This window comes from Phreatobacter sp., assembly GCF_027532945.1.
GTDB lineage: Bacteria > Pseudomonadota > Alphaproteobacteria > Rhizobiales > Phreatobacteraceae > Phreatobacter.
The window spans coordinates 52134-70013 of the sequence record NZ_JAPZTZ010000030.1 but is presented as its reverse complement, the minus strand read 5'-3'; the positions used below and the strand labels follow the sequence as shown (position 1 = coordinate 70013).

Here is a 17880-nt window from a genome sequence, read left to right as displayed (position 1 = left end):
CGCCATAGGGGGAGGGAAGTCCGGACCCGATTTATGGGGGCTTCGGACCTCCGGGGCAAGCCGGCCGCGTCAGCCGGCCGCGAAGGAGGAGCGCTGCGCCCAGCCGGTCATGCGGTTCTCCAGCCAGACGGTGGCCATGTACATGGCGACACCGAGGATCGCGAGGGCGATCAGCGCGGCGAAGAGCAGCGGCACGTTGAAGTCGGCGGAGGCGCGGGCCATGAGGTTGCCGATGCCATAGCGCGAGGCGTTGTACTCGGCGATGACCGAGCCGACATAGGCCAGCGTGATGGCGACCTTCAGCGAACCGAAGAAATAGGGCAGCGACCGGGGAATGCCGACCTTGGTCATGATCTGCAGCTTGGAGGCGCCGAGCGCCTTCAGCACGTCCTCGGTCTCCGGCTCGATGGTGGCGAGGCCGGTGGCGACGTTCACCACGATGGGGAAGAACGAGATCATGAAGGCGGTGAGCACCGCCGGCAGCCAGCCGACGCCGAACCAGATGACGAGGATCGGCACCACCGCGACCTTCGGGATCGAGTTGAAGCCCACGAGGAGCGGATAGAAACCGGCATAGAAGAAGCGGCTGGCGCCGAGGACGAGGCCGAGGGCAATGCCGACCGCGACGGCGAGGCCGAAGCCGGCCAGCGTCATCCAGGCGGTGTGGAAGGAATGGAAGCCGATCTGCCGGCGGAACTGCCAGATGGCGACGGCAATGTCGCTGGGGGCCGGCAGCACGAAGGTGGAGACCGCAAACGCCTTGCAGAGCAGCTCCCAGGCGAGGAACGTACCCACCGTGCAGAGCAGCGGGGCGAGCTGCAGCCCGAGCTTGGTGCGGTCAAGCGCCGAGGCGCCGATCACCTTGTAGAGCAGCATGGCCACATAGGCGACGCAGCCGATGACGAGGGCTGTCGGCCAGTTGAGGAGCAGGAAGTCGGCAAGCGCGTCCATGGTCGATCCTCAGGCGGCGGTCCGGGCTTCGGCGATACGGCCGCGCAGGTCGTGGACGATGTCGGAGAATTCCGAGGTGTAGGTGATCTCGAGGTCGCGGGGGCGGGGGAAGGTCACTTCCCTCTCGGCGATGATCTTCCCCGGGCGGGCCGACATGCAGAAGATGCGGTCGGCGAGGAAGACGGCCTCGCGCAGGTCGTGGGTGACGAGGATCACCGTCAGCGTGCCGGCCATGCGGGCGTGGAGGTCGCGGATGACGCACCACAGCTCCTCGCGGGTGAAGGCATCGAGCGCGCCGAAGGGCTCGTCCAGCATGAGCAGCTTCGGCTCGTGGATGAGGGCGCGGCAGAGCGAGGAGCGCTGCTGCATGCCGCCGGAGAGCTGCCAGGGGAACTTCGATCCGGCGCCCTTGAGGCCGACGGATTCGAGCAGCGCCTCGGCCTTGGCGACATATTCGGCCTTGTGGCGGCGCAGCCGCGAGCGGTGCGGCTCGACGATCTCAAGCGGCAGCATGAGATTCTCGAGCGTGGTGCGCCAGGGCAGCAGCGTCGGCGCCTGGAAGGCCATGCCGGCGATCTTGACGGGCGCGCGCACCTCCTGGCCGTCGACAACGACGGCGCCGGACTGCGGGAACTGCAGGCCTGTGGCGAGCTTCATCAGCGTGGACTTGCCGCAGCCCGAAGGCCCGACCACCGCGGCGAACTCGCCCTCGTTGACCCGGATGTCGAGGCCGTCGACGGCGAGGGTGCCGCCGGTGGCGTAGGTGTGGCTGACGCCGGTCAGTTCGACGAAGGGACGCAAGGGCTTTCGTCTCTCGAACAGGGCCTCGCGGTGTCTTGTTACCAACGCTGCCGCATGGGGAGGGAACGGGGGCGCGAGCGCCCCCGCAACTCAAAGGCGTAGCAAGCCTCAGGCCACCTTGCGGTCGGCAGCGGCGGGCAGCAGGTCGGTGATGAAGACGTCCTCGACCTTCGGCTTGTTCTTGAAGGTGAAGGTCAGGCCGATCTGGTCGATGGCGGTGGCCATGCGAGCCGGGTCGATGCCGCCGATGCCGTTGGCCTTGACCCAGGGCGACAGCACATAATTGTCGATGGTCATCTTCAGCCGCTCGGTCTCGGTCTCGAGGCGGGCGACGTCGTTGCGGGCGACGACCAGCCGGGCGCCGGCGCCCTGGTCGGCGATGCACTCGCGGATGCCCTTGACGAGGCCGCGGTTGAAGGCCGCCACCGCGCCGCGGTTGGCGGCGAGGAAGCCGGGGCTCGCCATGATGGCGTTGCCATAGAGCTCGACGCCGTAGTCGTACATGTGCAGCACGACGATGTCGTTCTCCGGCACGCCGCGCGACTTGAGGTTGATGAAGGAGGAATTGGCAAAGCCGAAGATCGCGTCCACCTCGCCCGAGGCCAGCATGGGCTCGCGGACGGGGAAGCCGACATTCTCAAAGCGCATCTTGGAATCGTCGAGCTTGTTCACCGCCTTGAAGATCGGCCACTGCGCATAGGCGGCATCAGGGGCCGGGGCGCCGAACTTCTTGCCCTCGAGGCTCTTCACGTCGGTGGTGATGCCACGCGACTTGCGGCCGACGATGGCGAAGGGCGGGCGGTCATAGACGATCATGTTCGCCTTGAGGTCGACCGTCGGGTTCTCGTCGCGGAAGCGGATCATCGAGTTGATGTCGCCGAAGCCGATGTCATAGGTGCCCGAGGCGACGCGGGTGACGCCCTCGCGCGAGCCGGAGGCGGCGTCGATGGTGACGTTCAGGCCCTCGGCCCGGAAATGACCCTTCTCCAGCGCGGTGAGGAACAGCGCCGAGGGACCCTCGAAGCGCCAGTCCAGCGTGAAGCGCACATTGGTCGTGGCCTGGGCGTGGACGGCGGGGGCGAACAGCGAGGCAAGGGAGGCGGCGCCGGCGAGCTTCAGGGTGTCGCGGCGGGTCGGACGAAAGCGGAACTCGGTCATGGACGGGCCTTCTGGGCGGTCGCGGGTTGTCGGGGCCTGAGCCGGCGGCGTGGCCGAGGTGTTCCCGGCCACACCTGGCCGGACACCGTCTCACTGCCTGGGCAGCAAAGACCATGCCGCAAGGGACGGCAACCTGAATCTGTCGCCCCGCGACAATTCTGCGCAACAAATGTGCAGTTTGCTGAAGGCCTGGGCCGTTTACTCGCGGACCGAGGCCGTGGTGGCCGGGGCGCCGAGGTCGAGGCGGGTCGGCTCGATCTGCGCCATGCCCACCGGCGTGCGGATGGCGATGCGAGCGGGGACGAGGGCGCGGGTGCCGGCGACCGGGGCCAGCCAGATCTGCATGTCGCGGTTCGCCTCCATCGGCGCGGTGACCGCGGGCCGGTGGCCGGCGATCGGCCGGTAGCGGGCGTTGCAGACGACGGCGGGACCGTCATAGCCCGCGACCTTCAGCGGTTCGGTGCGGGCATAGGAGAAGGAGAGGTCGTAGCGCTGGCGGCCGTCGAAGACCGGGAAGGTCTTGGCACAGGCCTCGGCCGAGACCAGCGGGCCGGAGCCGGGAACGAAGAAGAAGCCGGCCGAGAGCGGGTCAAGCACGCCCTGGCGATGGGCGGCGGTGAGCGGCACCTGGTCGGGCGCGTCGGGACGCTGCGGCTCGGCCGAATGGGAGCGCACGGAACCGCCGGCCATGGCCATGCGGATCGCGTCGTTCTGCTGGGTGGTGGTGAGGTTCAGCTGGTAGGCGGCAGGCACGGCGCGGCCGCTGGCGATGCGGCCCGAGGCGGAGGCCGCCCCGCGGCCCGAGGCGATGACGCGGGAGACGCCGGACAGGCGCAGCGAGACCGAGGCCTGGTAGGCCTCGTCGGACAGGCGGCCCTCGAAACCGGCGACGCCGACCTGTAGGCCGCCGATGAGGATCTCGTAGCGGCCGGAGACCCGCTCCTCGGCCGCGGCCGGCAGGGCGATCAGGCCGGCGAGCGCGGCTGCGACGGGCAGGGTCGATCGGGACACGGGCACAAACTCCAGAACCACTGGTCGGACGGGCCGGCCAGCACGATCTGCATCAAACCCGGAAATGGTTAATGGCTTGGAAATCCGGCTGTGGCTTGATGGTCGTAACGGGCCCGGTGAGGGATGCGGCCCGAGGGCAATGACCGGGGGCGTGAGGGATTGAGCGGGGCCTGGCGGCGGTGGATGAGGGAACGGCGGATCGCCGTCGGGCTCGGCTTTGCGGCTGGCCGGCGCGCGGCCGCGAGCCTGCTCACCTGGCCCGGCCGCCTGCGCGTCAGCCTCGGCGCCAGCCGGGCGCCGGCCGTCATCCTCGTGCCGCAGGACCTGCGCACCACCGATCCCGTTCGCGCCGATGAGCTCGCCGCCGGCATCTTCACCTTTGCCGGCCGCACGGTGGAGGCGGCCGATCCCTTCGGCGTGACGCCGCCGAGCGAGGACTGGGCCGAGTCCCTCGCCACCTTCTCCTGGCTGCGGCACCTGCGCGCCGCCGGAACGCCCGAGGCGGCGGAAGCGGGGCGACGCCTCGTCCTCACCTGGATCGCGGCAGAGGGGCGCCAGCATCCGGCCGGGCGGGCGGACACGGTGGCGGCCGAACGGATCCGCGCCTTCATCGGTGCCTCCGGCCTGCTCCTCACCGATGCCGACCAGGCCTTCTACCGTCGCTTCAGCCGGTCGCTCTGGCGGCAGGTGCGCGACCTCGAGGCGCGGTTGCCGCGCGTTCCGCCGGGCAAGGACCGCCTTGCGGTGCTGATCGCCCTTGTCACCGCCGCGCTCTGCATGAGCGGCGAGGAAAAGCTCCTCGCCCGGGCCTCGCGCCTGCTCGGGGAGGAGCTCCAGACGCAGATCCTGCCAGACGGCTGCCATGTCAGCCGCCATCCCGGCATCATCGTCGGGCTGATCCTCGACCTCCTGCCGCTGCGCCAGCTTTTCCCGGCCCGCAATGCCACGCCGCCCGCGGCCATTGTCACGGCGGTCGACCGGATGATGCCGATGATCCGCTTCTTCCAGCTCGGCGACGGCACGCTCGCGCGGTTCAACGGCATGGGCCCGACCGCCATCGATCAGGTGGCGACCGCCCTCGTCTATGACGATACGCGCGGCACGGCCCCGCTCTCGGCCGGCCATGGCGGCTATGAGCGGCTGGAGGCGGGACCCGCCATCGTGCTGGTCGATGCCGGCGCGCCGCCGCCAGCGCGCTACAGCGGCGAGGCCCATGCCGGTTGCCTGTCCTTCGAGTTCTCCGCCGGCCGCGATCTCATCGTCGTCAATTGCGGCGTGCCGCCCATCCTGAAGGCCACCTGGCGGATGGATGCGCGCAAGACGGCGGCGCATTCCACCGTCTCCGTCGCCAACCGCTCCATGCTCAGGATCGGCTCCGGCATCTGGTCGGAGGGCCTCGTCCTGTCGGGTCCGGGTCCGGTGACGCGCGAGCGACGCGGCCAGACGCTCACCGCGCGCCATGACGGCTATCGCGGGCGCCTCGGCGTCATCCATGCCCGTCGGCTGGACCTCGCCGCGACCGGCGACCGCCTTGCCGGCGAGGACCGCATCGAGGGCGCCGACCAGCCCTATGTGCTGCGCTTCCATCTCCATCCGGCCGTGGAGGTCATCCCGACCGAGCATCCCCAGGCGGCGCTGCTGCGCCTGCCGGGCGGCGATGGCTGGCGTTTTGTCGCCAACCAGCCGGTCGCCATCGAGGAGAGCGTCGCCCTCGCCCAGGCCGAAGGCCCGCGTCGGGCGCAGCAGATCGTCGTCGCCGTCGCCTCCTCGGCGGCCGTGCCGGCCGTCGCCTGGGCCTTCCAGAAGCTCGAGCGGCCGCACAAGCGCACCGAGCCGCTCCCCGAACCGGAATTGCCGCTCGGGTGAGGGTGCAAACACGGTTTCGGCGCGGCCTTGACCGTGCTAGAGCGCGCGGCATCCCCCGCCGCTGCCGGAGCCATCGCCTTGTCGACCGACCGTCCCGTTTCCCGTGCCCTCCTCTCCGTGTCGGACAAGACGGGGATCGTCGATTTCGCCCGCTCCCTCGCCGATCTCGGCGTGGCGCTCGTCTCCACCGGTGGCACCTACAAGACGCTGAAGGATTCTGGCCTCGCGGTGACCGAGGTGGCCGAGCTCACCGGCTTCCCTGAGATGATGGACGGCCGGGTGAAGACGCTGCACCCGAAGGTGCATGGCGGCCTGCTCGCCATTCGCGGCAATGAAGAGCACGAGGGCGCGGCGAAGGCCCACGGCATCCTGCCGATCGACCTTCTGGTGGTGAATCTCTACCCCTTCGAGGCGACGATTGCCCGCGGCGCCTCGTGGGAGGACACGATCGAGAATATCGACATCGGCGGCCCCGCCATGATCCGCGCGGCGTCCAAGAACCACGACGCCGTGACCGTGGTGGTGGACGGCGCCGACTATGCGCCGGTGCTGGAGGCCATGCGCGCCCATGGCGGCGCGACGACGCTCGACCTGCGCCGCCGCCTTGCCGCCAAGGCCTATGCCCGCACCGCGGCCTATGATGCGGCGATCTCCACCTGGCTCTTCGAGCAGCTTGGCGAAACCGCAACGCCCTCGCGCGCCTTCGGTGGCACGCTCGCCCAATCGCTGCGCTATGGCGAGAACCCGCACCAGTGGGCGGCGTTCTACAAGACGGCGCAGGGGGCCAACCCCCGGCCGGGCGTCGCCACGATCCGCCAGCTCCAGGGCAAGGAGCTCTCCTACAACAACCTCAACGACACCGATGCGGCCTATGAGCTGGTCGGCGAGTTCGATCCCGCCCGCAGCGCGGCGGTGGCCATCATCAAGCACGCCAACCCGTGCGGCGTCGCCGAGGGGCCGGATCTGCTGGCAGCCTATGAGAAGGCGCTCGCCTGCGATCCCGTCTCGGCCTTCGGCGGCATCGTCGCGCTGAACCGCACGCTCGACGCGGAAGCCGCCCGCAAGATCGTCGAGATCTTCACCGAGGTGATCATCGCCCCCGACGCCACCGAGGAGGCCAAGGCCATCGTCGCGGCGAAGAAGAACCTGCGCCTGCTCATCGCTGGCGGCCTGCCGGACCCGAAGGCGCCGGGCGTCATCGTCAAGAGTGTCGCCGGCGGCCTGCTCGTGCAGTCGCGCGACAATGCCGTGGTTGACGCCATGGACCTCAAGGTCGTGACCAAGCGCGCCCCGACCGCGCAGGAGCTCACCGACCTGCGCTTCGCCTTCCGCGTCGCCAAGCACGTGAAGTCCAACACCATCGTCTATGCCAAGGACGGCGCGACCGTGGGCATCGGCGCCGGCCAGATGAGCCGCGTCGATTCCGCCCGGATCGCTGCCCGCAAGGCGCAGGACGCGGCGGAGGCCGGCGGCTGGGCCGTGCCGCTGACCAAGGGCTCGGTGGTGGCCTCGGATGCCTTCTTCCCCTTCGCCGACGGCCTGCTGGCCGCCGTCGAGGCGGGCGCCACGGCGGTGATCCAGCCGGGCGGCTCGATGCGCGACCAGGAGGTCATCGACGCGGCGGATGCCGCCGGCCTCGCCATGGTCTTCACCGGGGTTCGCCACTTCCGGCACTGAGGGGGAATGCCTACATTCTCCACGGGCGACTCGGAGACCCCTTCAGATGCTGCTTTCCACGACCCCGACCCTAGAGGGCGGCCGGATCATCCGCTACAACGGCATCGTCACCGGCGAGGTGATCCTCGGTGCGAACATTTTCCGCGACTTCTTCGCCTCGATCCGCGACATCGTCGGCGGCCGGGCGGGGTCCTATGAGACCGTGCTGCGGGATGCGCGCAACACGGCCTTCCAGGAAATGATGTCGGAGGCGCAGCGGCTCGGCGCCAATGCCATTGTCGGCATCGACATCGACTACGAGACCCTTGGCAAGTCCATGCTGATGGTCTCGGCGTCCGGCACGGCGGTGACCGTGGAGATGGCGCTCGGCCAGCCGGCCCCGTCGCCTGCCGGCTATGGCGGCTCGGTGCCGCCCTGGGGCCAGCGCTGAGCGTCAGGCCGGCGCCCTGGTCCGCACGAAGGACAGGATCGTCGCGCCGATCAGGAACATGAAGGCCAGCACGCCGAGCCCGGCGCGCTGGTCGTTCAGGGCCAGGGTGACGACGCTCGCGAGGAACGGGCCGACGAAGGCCGTGACCTTGCCCGACAGCGCGAAGAGCCCGAAGAACTGGCCGATCTTGTCTTGCGGTGCGAGGCGCACCAGCAGCGACCGCGAGGCCGCCTGCAACGGCCCGGCCGCAGCGCCGATCAGTCCACCGAGCACCAGATAGACCTGCTCCGGCGCGGTGGCGAAGAGCCCGTCACCGGGGGCGGGAGGCGTCGTCGCGAAGATGAAGAGCAGGTGGTCGCGGCCAATGAGCAGGATCGTCACCACCGAAAAGGTCAGCACGGCGATGGAGCCGAGAATGACCGGCTTCGAGCCGAGCGTGTCGTCGAGCCGACCGCCGATCAGCGCACCGGCCGTGCCGGTGATGGTGAGCAGGATGCCGAAAAGGCCGATCTCGATGGTGGTCCAGCCGAAGACGCCGGCCGCATAGATGCCGCCGAGGGCGAAAAGCGCCACGAGGCCGTCCATGTAGATCATGTTGGCGATGAGGAAGGTCATGACGTTGCGGTGGCGATGGACCTCGGTAAGGGTCGCCTTCAGCCCCGTGCAGCCCGCCTTCACCGCCGCCGCCATGCCCATGCGGGCCGGCGCGTCGGGGGTGAAGAGGAAGAGCGGGATGACGAAAACAATGAACCAGAGGGCTGTGAGCGGACCTGCGGCGCGGTCGCCCTCGCGCGCCCCTGCATCGAGCCCGAAGAGCGGGGAGAAGCCGATCAGGGTGCGGCCGGTCTCGGGGCTCGCCACGAGGAAGCCGAGCATGAAGATCAGCGAGACCATGCCGCCGACATAGCCCACTGCCCAGCCGAGGCCGGAGAGCCGGCCGATGCGCTCCGGCGGCACCAGCGAGGGCATCATCGAATTGTTGAAGACGGTGGCGAATTCGGCGCCGATCGTGGCGATGATGAACGCGACGAGGACGATGGCCACCGTTTCCGGCGCACCGGGCTTTCCCAGCCAGAGCAGGCTCGCGCCGATCACCAGCAGCAGGCCGAAGGCGGCGATCCAGGGCTTGCGCCGGCCGGAGGCGTCGGCAATGGCGCCGAGGACCGGCGAGAGCACCGCGATGGCGACGCCAGCGGCGCTCGTCGCGAAGCCCCACATCGCCTGGCCCTCGACCGGATTCGCGGCCACGGCGCTGGCGAAGAAGGGCGCATAGACGAAGGTGTTGATGAGGGTGAAATAGGGCTGCGCCGCCCAGTCGAACAGCACCCAGCCGGCGACAGCCGAGCGCGGCGCGGCCTGGCGCGGCGCCATGTCGGAGGTGGGGACCGGGGGGAGCATTGGCGGGAACCTTCAGGGGACCGCCTCCGCCGGGGCGGAGACGGCAGGCGCGGGGGGATCAGAGCCGCCCCCGCGACGGCGATGCACTGTTATTCGGGCCAGCGGGCGAGGCCCTCGGCGCCGTCGGCCGGCGTGCGGCCGACGTTCAGTACGAGGGCGAGCAGGGAATAGATGCCGACGAGGGTCGGGATCTCCACCGCCCCCTGTTCGCCGTGGCGGGCGACGATGCGGGCATAGGTTGTATCCGACCAGCGCTTCGTCGTGATGAGTTCGGCCACCGCATCGTGGATCAGCGTCTCGTCCTCGCTCATGGCGTCGGGGCGGCGGCCCTCGGCGATGGCGGCGAGGATGGCCTTCGACACGCCGGCCTTCTCCGCCTCCATGGCGTGGACCGACCATTCGAACTGCTGCGAATAGGACCGCGCCACCTGGCAGATGGCGAGCTCCTTCAGATCCTCCGGCAGGCAGGAACCATAGCGCAGGCGGCGGCCGAGGGCCTCGACATCGATCATCACCTTGGGCGAGCGCATCAGCGGCGCATAGGGGCCGAAGGGCTCGACGCCGCGGCGGCGGCGGAAATCGGCGGCGGCAGCCTCCTGGTCCGGCGTGTAATCGGCGGGCGGGATGGGCGGCAGGCGATCCGGGGCAGCCATGAGGGTTCTTCTCGGCAGGGTTGCGGGGGGCCGGGGGACGCCCGGACATGGTCGACTCGTTCGCACGAGCCGTCGCATCATGAGGTTCCGCCAGCCCTTGCCAAGGGGGCGACAAGGGGGACGGGAATGCGGGACGCGAAGGACCCGCAGTGTCCGATGAGAGGGGTCATGCGACAGATGTTCCGGATGGTGGCGGTGGTCGCCGCCCTCGCCATTCAGCCCGCGACGGCACAGACGCCGCCTCCCGCCGCCGCGCAGGCCTCTCCCTCTGCTGCGCAGGGCTGGCCCATCATCTCCGAGGGCGCGCGCGTCCATCCCGCGACGGCCGCCAACGGCATGGTGGCGAGCCAGGAGGCGCGGGCGACGCGCGTCGGGGTCGAGGTGCTCCGCCAGGGCGGCAATGCGGTTGATGCGGCGGTGGCGGTGGGCTTCGCCCTGGCGGTGACGCTGCCGCGCGCCGGCAATCTCGGCGGCGGCGGCTTCATGCTGGTCCATCTCGCCGAGCGGGGCGAGACGGTTGCCATCGACTATCGCGAGACGGCGCCCGCCGCCGCGACACCGACCATGTTCCTCGGCCCCAATGGCGAACCGGACCCGCGCCTCTCCCGCGATTCGGGGCTGGCCGCCGGCGTGCCCGGCACGGTGGCAGGCCTCGCCGAGGCGCACCGGCGTTGGGGCTCCGGCCGCTTCTCGCTCGCCGAACTCATCGCCCCGGCCATCCGCCTCGCCCGCGACGGCATCGTCGTCGACGAGGACCTCGCCGATTCCCTGCCGCGCGCCGCGGCGCGGCTCGGCCGCTTCCCCTCCTCGCGGCGCATCTTCCTGAAGGCCGATGGTTCGGCGCCCGCGCCCGGCGAGCGGCTGGTGCAGGAGGATCTCGCCCGCTCGCTGGAGGCAATCGCCCAGCAGGGCCCGGCCGGCTTCTACGAGAGCGCGACGGCGGCCCGCATCGTCGCGGCGCTCGCCCAGCACGGCGGCATCATGACGACGGAGGATTTTCGCAGCTACCGGCCGGTCATCCGCGAGGTGGTGCGCGGCTCCTACAAGGGCTGGACACTCGCCTCCATGCCGCCGCCCTCCTCAGGCGGCGTCCATCTGGTGCAGATGCTCAACATGCTCGAGCCGCTCGACCTCGGCGCCAGGGGCCAGAACAGCGCCGAGACGATCCACTGGATGGTGGAGGCGATGAAGCTTGCCTATGCCGACCGGGCGCAGTTTCTCGGCGACCCCGACAGCGTCCGCATCCCCGTGCGCGGCCTGACCTCCAAGGCCTATGCGACGACGCTTCGCGCTCTCATCGATCCCGAGCGTGCGCGGCCCTCCACAGCTATCCGCGCCGGCGACCCGGCACCGCATGAGGGCGAGCAGACCACGCATTTCTCGGTGGTCGACCGCTTCGGCAATGCGGTCTCCAACACCTACACGCTGAACTTCTCCTACGGCCTCGGCCTCGTCGCCGAGGGCACCGGCATCCTCCTCAACAACGAGATGGACGATTTTGCCGCCAAGGCCGGGGCGGTGAACGCCTTCGGCCTGGTCCAGGGCGCGGCCAACCTGCCGGGGCCGGGCAAGCGGCCGCTCTCGTCGATGACGCCGACCATCCTGTTCCGCGATGGCAAGGTGGCGATGGTGACGGGCTCGCCGGGGGGGAGCCGCATCATCACCATCACGCTGCAGACCATCCTCAACGTGGTCGACCACGGCATGAACATCGCCGAGGCGGTGGCGGCTCCGCGCATCCATCACCAGTGGATGCCGGACGCCATCGACGTCGAGCAGGGGATTTCGGTCGATACGCTGCGGCTGCTGGCCGCCCGCGGCCACCAGATTACGCCGCGACCGGCCTTCGGCAATGTCAACGCCATCCTGGCCGTGCCGGGCGGCTGGGCCGCGGCATCCGACAGCCGGCAACGGGGAACGCTCGCCGCGGGACACTGAGGACGAAGGCTCCTGCCAGAACGCTGGCAGCAGGAGGGCCGCTGGGCATCACTCCGCGCTTGACCGTGACGCCGGTCTGTTCGCATTATGTTCTCATGACGAACCGCCAGATGATCCATGCTTTCGACGCCGGCACGCCCGCCGCCCTCGCCGCGGCCGGGCTCGCCTCCCGCTTCCACGCCTGGCGCGGCGCCTCCGGGCGCCGCTACCTCGTCACCGTTCATGATGTCGCTGCGCCGCCGGCCTATCCCGGCGCCATCGTGGTGCTCGCCCGTCGCGAGGCGGACGGCACGCGCGTGGCGCTTTGGGCCGGGCGCTCGCCGGCTTCCCCGGCAGCGCTCGCCCGCCTCGCCCAGATGAAGCGGGCCGAGGAGGTCCACGTCCACCTCATCGCCGAGAGCGCCGAGGCCCGCGCCGCGGTCGAGGCCGACCTCGTCAGCCGCGCGCCCGTCCTCGTGGCGGACGCCGTCTGATCCGGCCGCTCAGGGCTTGAGGATGACCTTGCCGCGGGCCTGGCGGCTGGTCAGCACATTCAGAGCCTCGGCGATCTTCTCCAGCGGATAGGTGCCGTGGACATGGAGGGACAGCTTGCCCTCCGCCGTCCATTTCGCCACCTGGATGAGGTTCTGCCGGTTCTTCTCCGGCTCCTTCTGGGCGAAGGCGCCCCAGAACACGCCGCGGATGTCGCAGCCCTTCAGCAGGGTGAGGTTCAGCGGGATCTTCGGGATCTCGCCGCCGGCGAAGCCGATGACGAGGAAGCGGCCCTCCCAGGCAATGGCGCGCAGGGCCGGCTCGGCGAGCTTGTCGCCCACGGGGTCATAGATGACGTCCGGCCCCTTGCCGCCGGTCAGGGCGCGCAGGCCTTCCTTGAGATCGTGGGTGGCGTAGTTCAGCACCTCGTCGGCGCCATGCTCGCGGCAGAAGGCGAGCTTGTCGTCGGAGGAGGCGCAGGCGATGACCCTCGCGCCCATGGCCTTGCCGAGCTCGATCGCCGCGAGGCCGACGCCGCCGGCCGCGCCGAGGACGGCCAGCGTCTCGCCGGGCTTCAGCTGGGCGCGGTCCTTCAGCGCGTGGATCGTCGTGCCATAGGTGATGATCATGCCGGCCGCCTGCTCGTCGGAGAGGCCGTCGGGAATGGGGGCGAGGGTCTTGGCCTTCGCCACGACATGGGTGCGGGCGGCGCCATGCGGCACGTTGCCGAGGACACGGTCGCCGACCTTGAGGCCGGTGACACCTTCGCCGAGAGCGGCGATCCGGCCGGCGAATTCCGAGCCCGGCGAGAAGGGCAGCTCGGGCTTCACCTGGTACATGTTCTTGATGATCAGGTTGTCGAAGAAGTTGAGGCCCACGGCCGTGACGGCGACGACGGCCTCGCCGGGGCCGGGCACCGGATCGGGCAGCTCCTCGACGACGAGGCTCTCGGGGGGGCCATAGGCCTTGCACAGGACGGCGCGCATCGGGGGTCTCCGGATCGGGCCGCCAGACTTCGGCGGGCCGTCGGCCAAGTCAATCCGGCCGAAGGGGGAGGCAGCGGGCTGCGAAAGACACGCTTAAGCCTTCGGCAGGAAGCGTGGCAGGCCATCACGAAGGGGACTTTGGATTGCCGCATTCGGCGCTATGATCTTTTCCATGACGACCCTGCGCATGGACAGCGCGACAGGCCGGAACCTGCCCGGCCCCGAGACGGGTGCTCCCCGGGCGGATGATCGCTCCGGCCGGGTCCCGGCGCTGCGTCGCCTCCTGCGCCCGCGCTTCCTGTTGCCCGCGATTGCCGCCTCTCTCGCCGCCGGCCTCCTCGGTGGCTTCATCGCCTTCGCCGAGAGCGCCACCCGCCCCTATGACCCGTCGAGCCCGCGCACCGAGGCCATCGTGGCGCTGACCGGCGGCGCCTCGCGAGTCAGCGACGCGGTGACGCTGCTCGGCACCGGCCATGGCCGGCGGCTCCTCATCAGCGGCGTCAATCCCATGGTCGGTGAGCGCGAACTCTCCCGCGCGGTGCCGGCCGCGACCGCCTTCCTCGGCTGCTGCATCGATCTCGACCACCGGGCGCTCAACACCCGCGGCAATGCCATCGAGACGGCGAAATGGGTGCGGCTCCACGCCTTCCGCTCGCTGCTCGTGGTGACCTCCGGCTATCACATGCCGCGCACCATGCTGGAGCTGCAGCAGCTCATGCCGGGGGTCCGGCTGGTGGCCTTCCCCGTGCAGACCGGGGTGCTCCACCCGGACGGCTGGTGGAAAGACGCGGCGAGCGTGAAGATTCTCGGCTTCGAATATGCCAAATACCTGATGGCCGCGGTCGGGCTCCGCCTCGACCGCGCCACAGCCGACCCCGCGCAGCAGAGACTGCGCACCGCCCGGAGCTGATCCACCGGGCGGCGAGGACCCGCCCGATGCTCCACCTGCGTTCCCTCCTGTTCAACGTCTTCTTCTATCTCTGGACGTTGTTCCTGATGATCATCATCCTCCCGGCGCTCGCCTGGCCGAGCGACAGGCCCATTCTCTTTATCGGCCTGGTCTGGGGCCGCGGCAATCTCTGGGCGCTCCGGGTGATCTGCGGCCTCAAGGTCGAATGGCGTGGCATGGAGAAGATTCCGGACGGACCGATCCTGGTTGCGGCGAAGCACCAGTCGGCCTGGGAGACCTTCGCCTTCTTCCTTCCGTTCCGGCGCCCGGCCTATGTCTACAAGCGCCAGCTCGCCTATGTGCCGCTGTTCGGCTGGCTCATCTGGAAGGCGAAGCAGATTCCGGTGGACCGCGGCCGCAAGGGCGAGGCGCTCGCCTCCATCACGGTGGGCGCCAAGCGCGCCGCGGCGATCGGCCGACAGGTGATGATCTTTCCCGAGGGCACGCGCCGGGCTGTCGACGCGCCGCCCGACTACAAGTTCGGCGTGACCCATCTCTACCGGGCGCTCGGCCTGCCCTGCCAGCCGGTGGCGCTCAATTCCGGCATGTTCTGGAGCCGCAAGGCCTTCACCCGCCGACCCGGTACGGTGCTGGTGGAGTTTCTCGACCCGATCCCGCCCGGCCTGCCGCCGGCGGAGTTCTCCGCGAAGCTCGAGGCCGACATCGAGGCGGCGACGAACCGGCTGATCGCCGAATCGCGTGCGCGCGGCGAGGGCGAGTGAGCCATCACCCCTGCGGGTGGAAGAAGTTGTAGACCGCCTGCGCCGTCGCGGCATTGATGCCCGGCGCGCGCTGGAGGTCGTCGAGGCTTGCCCGCTCGATGGCCTTGAGCGTTCCGAAATGGTTGAGCAGCGCGCGCTTGCGGGCAGGTCCAATGCCGCCGATCTCGGCGAGCCCGGCCGAGCGGATGTCCTTCTTGCGACGGCCGCGATGGGTGCCGATGGCGAAGCGGTGAGCCTCGTCGCGCAGGCGCTGGACGAAGTAGAGGACGGGATCGCGCGGCTCCAGGCGGAACGGGTCGCGGCCCGGCATGTGGAAGGTCTCGCGGCCGGCCTCGCGGTCTCGCCCCTTGGCGATGGCGACGAGCGGCACGTCGGTGATGCCGAGATCGGTGAGGATCGCCTGCGCCGCCGACAGCTGGCCGGGGCCGCCATCGATCACCACAAGATCGGGCCAGGAGGACTCCGCCTCCGGATCGTCGCCCGCGGCTTCGGTGTCGGTCTCGACCTGTTTCGGCGCATCCTTCACGAGGCGCTTGAAGCGGCGCTCCAGAACCTCGCGCATCATGCCGAAATCGTCACCCGGCGCGATGTCCGACTTGATGTTGAAGGTGCGGTAGTCGCGGCGGCGGAAGCCTTCCGGCCCCGCGACGATCATGCCGCCGACCGCATTCGTGCCCATGATGTGGGAGTTGTCATAGACCTCGATGCGGCGCGGCGGGGCAGCAAGGCCGAAGGCGCCGGCGAGGCCCTGCAGCAGCTTCAGCTGCGAGGCGCTCTCAGCGAGCTGGCGACCGAGCGCCTCGCGGGCGTTCTGGGCCGCGTGGTCGACGAGATCCTTCTTTTCGCCGCGCTTCGGCGTCGCCACCTCGACCTTGCGGCCGGCGCGGGCGGTGAGCGCCTCGGCGAGGACTGACTGGTCCTCGATGTCATGCGACAGCAGCACCTGCGCCGGCGGCGGCTTGTCGTCGTAGAACTGGGCGACGAAGGACGACAGGACCTCGGCGGCCTCCAGCGAGCGGTCGGCCTTGGGGTAATAGGCGCGGTTGCCCCAGTTCTGGCCAGTGCGGAAGAAGAAGACCTGAATGCAGGTCTGACCTCCTTCTTGCACGGCCGCGAAGACATCGGCCTCCTCGACGCCGCGCGGATTGATGCCCTGCGTTGCCTGGACGGCGGAGAGCGCGGCAAGGCGGTCGCGATAGACCGCGGCGCGCTCGAACTCCATGGCCTCGGCGGCCTCCTCCATCTGCCGGGCGAGGAGCTGCTTCACCGCCTGGCTGCGGCCGGAGAGGAAGAGCTTCGCCTCCTTGACCAGCGCGGCATAGTCCTCGCCCGAAACCTCGCCGGTGCAGGGGCCGGCGCAGCGTTTGATCTGGAAGAGGAGGCACGGCCTGGTGCGGCTCTCGAAAACGGCATCGGTGCAGGAGCGCACGAGGAAGGCGCGCTCCAGCGCGTTGATGGTGCGCCCCACCGCCCAGGCCGAGGCGAAGGGGCCAAAATAGTCGCCCTTCGCGACTCGGGCGCCCCGGTGCTTGGCGATGCGCGGCGCATCGTGGTCGCCGGTGATGAGGATGTAGGGAAAGGACTTGTCGTCCCGCATCAGCACGTTGAAGCGGGGCCGCAGCTGCTTGATGAGGTTGGCCTCGAGCAGCAGCGCCTCGGTCTCGGTCTTGGTCGAGACGAATTCCATCGCCGTGGTGACGGCGACCATGCGGGCGATGCGGCTGACGAGACCGGTCGGGCGCGTATAGGAGATCACCCGCTTGGCGATGGACTTCGCCTTGCCGACATAGAGGACCTCGCCCTTCGCATCGATCATGCGATAGACGCCGGGGCCCTTGGGCGCGTGTTTCACCGCCGCCTTGATGACCTCCATGCCGGCGGCAATCGTGCCCTCGGCGGGGGCCTGCTCGTCCTCCGGCGCGAGGTCGAGGACGAGGGTTTCCGGCTCGTCGGCCTCGACGGTTTCCGGGTCCCTCAGGTCTGGATCGATATTGGTGCGGCCGGCGCGACTCATCCTCAGCGATATATAGGCGATCGCGCCAGCCGACATCTGGCAGGAGCGGCGCTGCCCCCGCCTATTCGCGCAGGCCGGTGACGTCCGGCGTCTGCCAGACGAGATGCTGGCCGCCGTCGACGGGGATGGTGACGCCGGTGACGGCTGTTGCCGAGGCGAGATAGAGCACGGCGCGGGCGATCTCGACCGGCGGGCTTCCCGTCTGGGTGAGGGTCGCCGCCGTCTGGCGGGCGAAGTCCTCGGGCCCCTGGCGGTGGCCCTGCAGGCTCGGGCCCGGGGCCACGGCATTGACGCGGATGCGGGGGGCGAAGGCCTGTGCCATCGCCACAGTCGCTGCGTGCAGCGCCACCTTGGTGAGGGCATAGGAATAGAACTGCGGCGTCGGCTTGAAGACGCGCTGGTCGGTGAGATTGATGATGGCCGAGCCGTCCGGCGCCTGGGCCGCGAAGTCCTGGGCGAGGAAGGACGGCGTCTGGATGTTCACCCGGAACTGGCGGTTCCAGACCTCGCGAGTGAGGGTGCCGAGTTCGTCGACCTCGAACTCGCTGGCATTGTTTACCAGCAGGGTGAGGGGCCCGATGGCAGCGGCGGCCGCCGCGATGAGCCCGTCCACATCGGCGGGCTCGGCGAGGTCGGCGACGACCACCGCAGCACGGGCGCCGCGGGCCGTCAGCTCCGCCGCCAGGGCCTCGGCCTCGGCGCGCGACCGATTGGCATGGATGGCCACCGCATAGCCGGCGCCCGCCAGCGCCTCGACGATGGCGCGGCCGACGCGTCGCGCCCCGCCGGTGACGAGCGCCGCTCCCGGATGGCTCATGAACAAGGCTCCCGTCATGCGCATCGGACGCGTTGTCG

15 protein-coding genes and 1 pseudogene are annotated in these 17880 nt (G+C 69.9%); 7 read left to right on the top strand and 9 right to left on the bottom strand.

What is annotated here, in order from left to right; all coding sequences use genetic code 11:
- Positions 1 to 69: 69 nt before the first annotated feature.
- The 4 genes from O9344_RS19125 to O9344_RS19110 all read right to left on the bottom strand — a co-directional run bounded on the left by O9344_RS19125 (position 70) and on the right by O9344_RS19110 (position 3921).
- On the bottom strand, positions 70 to 876 hold the full coding sequence (locus O9344_RS19125) for an ABC transporter permease (RefSeq protein WP_298481104.1): 807 nt from the start codon (positions 874 to 876) through the stop codon (positions 70 to 72).
- An 84-nt stretch (positions 877 to 960) separates the two neighbouring features.
- Positions 961 to 1752, bottom strand: coding sequence for an ABC transporter ATP-binding protein (locus tag O9344_RS19120; RefSeq protein WP_298481068.1), 792 nt, complete (start codon positions 1750 to 1752; stop codon positions 961 to 963).
- Positions 1753 to 1860: 108 nt separating this feature from the next.
- Complete coding sequence (locus O9344_RS19115; RefSeq protein WP_298481066.1) at positions 1861 to 2910, bottom strand: ABC transporter substrate-binding protein; 1050 nt, start codon at positions 2908 to 2910, stop codon at positions 1861 to 1863.
- Between the two features lie 198 nt (positions 2911 to 3108).
- A complete protein-coding gene (locus tag O9344_RS19110; RefSeq protein ID WP_298481064.1) occupies positions 3109 to 3921 on the bottom strand; it encodes a DUF3108 domain-containing protein in 813 nt (270 codons plus the stop codon).
- 183 nt (positions 3922 to 4104) lie between these two features.
- Between O9344_RS19110 and O9344_RS19105 the strand changes: the two genes are divergently transcribed.
- The 3 genes and pseudogenes from O9344_RS19105 to O9344_RS19095 all read left to right on the top strand — a co-directional run.
- Positions 4105 to 5787, top strand: coding sequence for a heparinase II/III family protein (locus O9344_RS19105; protein ID WP_298481063.1), 1683 nt, complete (start codon positions 4105 to 4107; stop codon positions 5785 to 5787).
- Positions 5788 to 5865: 78 nt separating this feature from the next.
- Entirely contained in the window at positions 5866 to 7464 is a 1599-nt protein-coding gene (purH, locus tag O9344_RS19100) for a bifunctional phosphoribosylaminoimidazolecarboxamide formyltransferase/IMP cyclohydrolase (protein WP_298481062.1), read from the top strand.
- Between the two features lie 46 nt (positions 7465 to 7510).
- A pseudogene (locus O9344_RS19095) lies at positions 7511 to 7819 on the top strand (heavy metal-binding domain-containing protein); the annotation flags it as partial.
- 78 nt (positions 7820 to 7897) lie between these two features.
- On the opposite strand, the gene O9344_RS19090 reads toward O9344_RS19095, so the two are convergent.
- Both O9344_RS19090 and O9344_RS19085 read right to left on the bottom strand, forming a co-directional pair.
- On the bottom strand, positions 7898 to 9292 hold the full coding sequence (locus O9344_RS19090) for an MFS transporter (RefSeq protein ID WP_298481060.1): 1395 nt from the start codon (positions 9290 to 9292) through the stop codon (positions 7898 to 7900).
- A gap of 89 nt (positions 9293 to 9381) precedes the next feature.
- Positions 9382 to 9945 (bottom strand): carboxymuconolactone decarboxylase family protein, encoded by a 564-nt coding sequence (locus tag O9344_RS19085; protein ID WP_298481058.1) that lies wholly within the window; start codon positions 9943 to 9945, stop codon positions 9382 to 9384.
- A 177-nt stretch (positions 9946 to 10122) separates the two neighbouring features.
- On the opposite strand from O9344_RS19085, the gene ggt reads away from it, so the two are divergent.
- Both ggt and O9344_RS19075 read left to right on the top strand, forming a co-directional pair.
- Entirely contained in the window at positions 10123 to 11883 is a 1761-nt protein-coding gene (ggt, locus tag O9344_RS19080; RefSeq protein ID WP_298481103.1) for a gamma-glutamyltransferase, read from the top strand.
- Positions 11884 to 11978: 95 nt separating this feature from the next.
- Positions 11979 to 12356 (top strand): hypothetical protein, encoded by a 378-nt coding sequence (locus O9344_RS19075; RefSeq protein WP_298481056.1) that lies wholly within the window; start codon positions 11979 to 11981, stop codon positions 12354 to 12356.
- A gap of 9 nt (positions 12357 to 12365) precedes the next feature.
- Here O9344_RS19075 and O9344_RS19070 read toward each other — a convergent pair whose 3' ends face one another.
- Positions 12366 to 13340 (bottom strand): NADPH:quinone oxidoreductase family protein, encoded by a 975-nt coding sequence (locus O9344_RS19070; RefSeq protein ID WP_298481055.1) that lies wholly within the window; start codon positions 13338 to 13340, stop codon positions 12366 to 12368.
- A gap of 172 nt (positions 13341 to 13512) precedes the next feature.
- Between O9344_RS19070 and O9344_RS19065 the strand changes: the two genes are divergently transcribed.
- Positions 13513 to 14250, top strand: a complete 738-nt coding sequence (locus O9344_RS19065) for a YdcF family protein (RefSeq protein ID WP_298481053.1) — start codon at positions 13513 to 13515, stop codon at positions 14248 to 14250.
- A 26-nt stretch (positions 14251 to 14276) separates the two neighbouring features.
- Positions 14277 to 15011 carry a 1-acyl-sn-glycerol-3-phosphate acyltransferase gene (locus O9344_RS19060; protein WP_298481051.1) on the top strand — a complete coding sequence of 245 codons (735 nt, stop codon included), beginning with the start codon at positions 14277 to 14279 and terminating at the stop codon, positions 15009 to 15011.
- Between the two features lie 4 nt (positions 15012 to 15015).
- On the opposite strand, the gene uvrC is transcribed toward O9344_RS19060, so the two are convergent.
- Positions 15016 to 17025 carry an excinuclease ABC subunit UvrC gene (gene uvrC / locus O9344_RS19055; protein WP_298481049.1) on the bottom strand — a complete coding sequence of 670 codons (2010 nt, stop codon included), beginning with the start codon at positions 17023 to 17025 and terminating at the stop codon, positions 15016 to 15018.
- 61 nt (positions 17026 to 17086) lie between these two features.
- Entirely contained in the window at positions 17087 to 17842 is a 756-nt protein-coding gene (locus O9344_RS19050) for an SDR family oxidoreductase (protein ID WP_298481047.1), read from the bottom strand.
- Positions 17843 to 17880: the final 38 nt, after the last annotated feature.

Excerpts from the sequence above, each read along its gene's own strand:
- O9344_RS19125 (WP_298481104.1), bottom strand. The coding sequence starts at position 876 with ATGCTGCTCTACAAGGTGATCGGCGCCTCGGCGCTTGACCGCACCAAG.
- O9344_RS19115 (WP_298481066.1), bottom strand. The coding sequence starts at position 2,910 with ATGACCGAGTTCCGCTTTCGTCCGACCCGCCGCGACACCCTGAAGCTC.
- O9344_RS19105 (WP_298481063.1), top strand. The coding sequence starts at position 4,105 with ATGAGGGAACGGCGGATCGCCGTCGGGCTCGGCTTTGCGGCTGGCCGG.
- O9344_RS19090 (WP_298481060.1), bottom strand. The coding sequence starts at position 9,292 with ATGCTCCCCCCGGTCCCCACCTCCGACATGGCGCCGCGCCAGGCCGCG.
- O9344_RS19085 (WP_298481058.1), bottom strand. The coding sequence starts at position 9,945 with ATGGCTGCCCCGGATCGCCTGCCGCCCATCCCGCCCGCCGATTACACG.
- ggt (WP_298481103.1), top strand. The coding sequence starts at position 10,123 with ATGTTCCGGATGGTGGCGGTGGTCGCCGCCCTCGCCATTCAGCCCGCG.
- O9344_RS19075 (WP_298481056.1), top strand. The coding sequence starts at position 11,979 with ATGACGAACCGCCAGATGATCCATGCTTTCGACGCCGGCACGCCCGCC.
- O9344_RS19070 (WP_298481055.1), bottom strand. The coding sequence starts at position 13,340 with ATGCGCGCCGTCCTGTGCAAGGCCTATGGCCCCCCCGAGAGCCTCGTC.
- O9344_RS19065 (WP_298481053.1), top strand. The coding sequence starts at position 13,513 with ATGACGACCCTGCGCATGGACAGCGCGACAGGCCGGAACCTGCCCGGC.
- O9344_RS19060 (WP_298481051.1), top strand. The coding sequence starts at position 14,277 with ATGCTCCACCTGCGTTCCCTCCTGTTCAACGTCTTCTTCTATCTCTGG.
- uvrC (WP_298481049.1), bottom strand. The coding sequence starts at position 17,025 with ATGAGTCGCGCCGGCCGCACCAATATCGATCCAGACCTGAGGGACCCG.
- O9344_RS19050 (WP_298481047.1), bottom strand. The coding sequence starts at position 17,842 with ATGAGCCATCCGGGAGCGGCGCTCGTCACCGGCGGGGCGCGACGCGTC.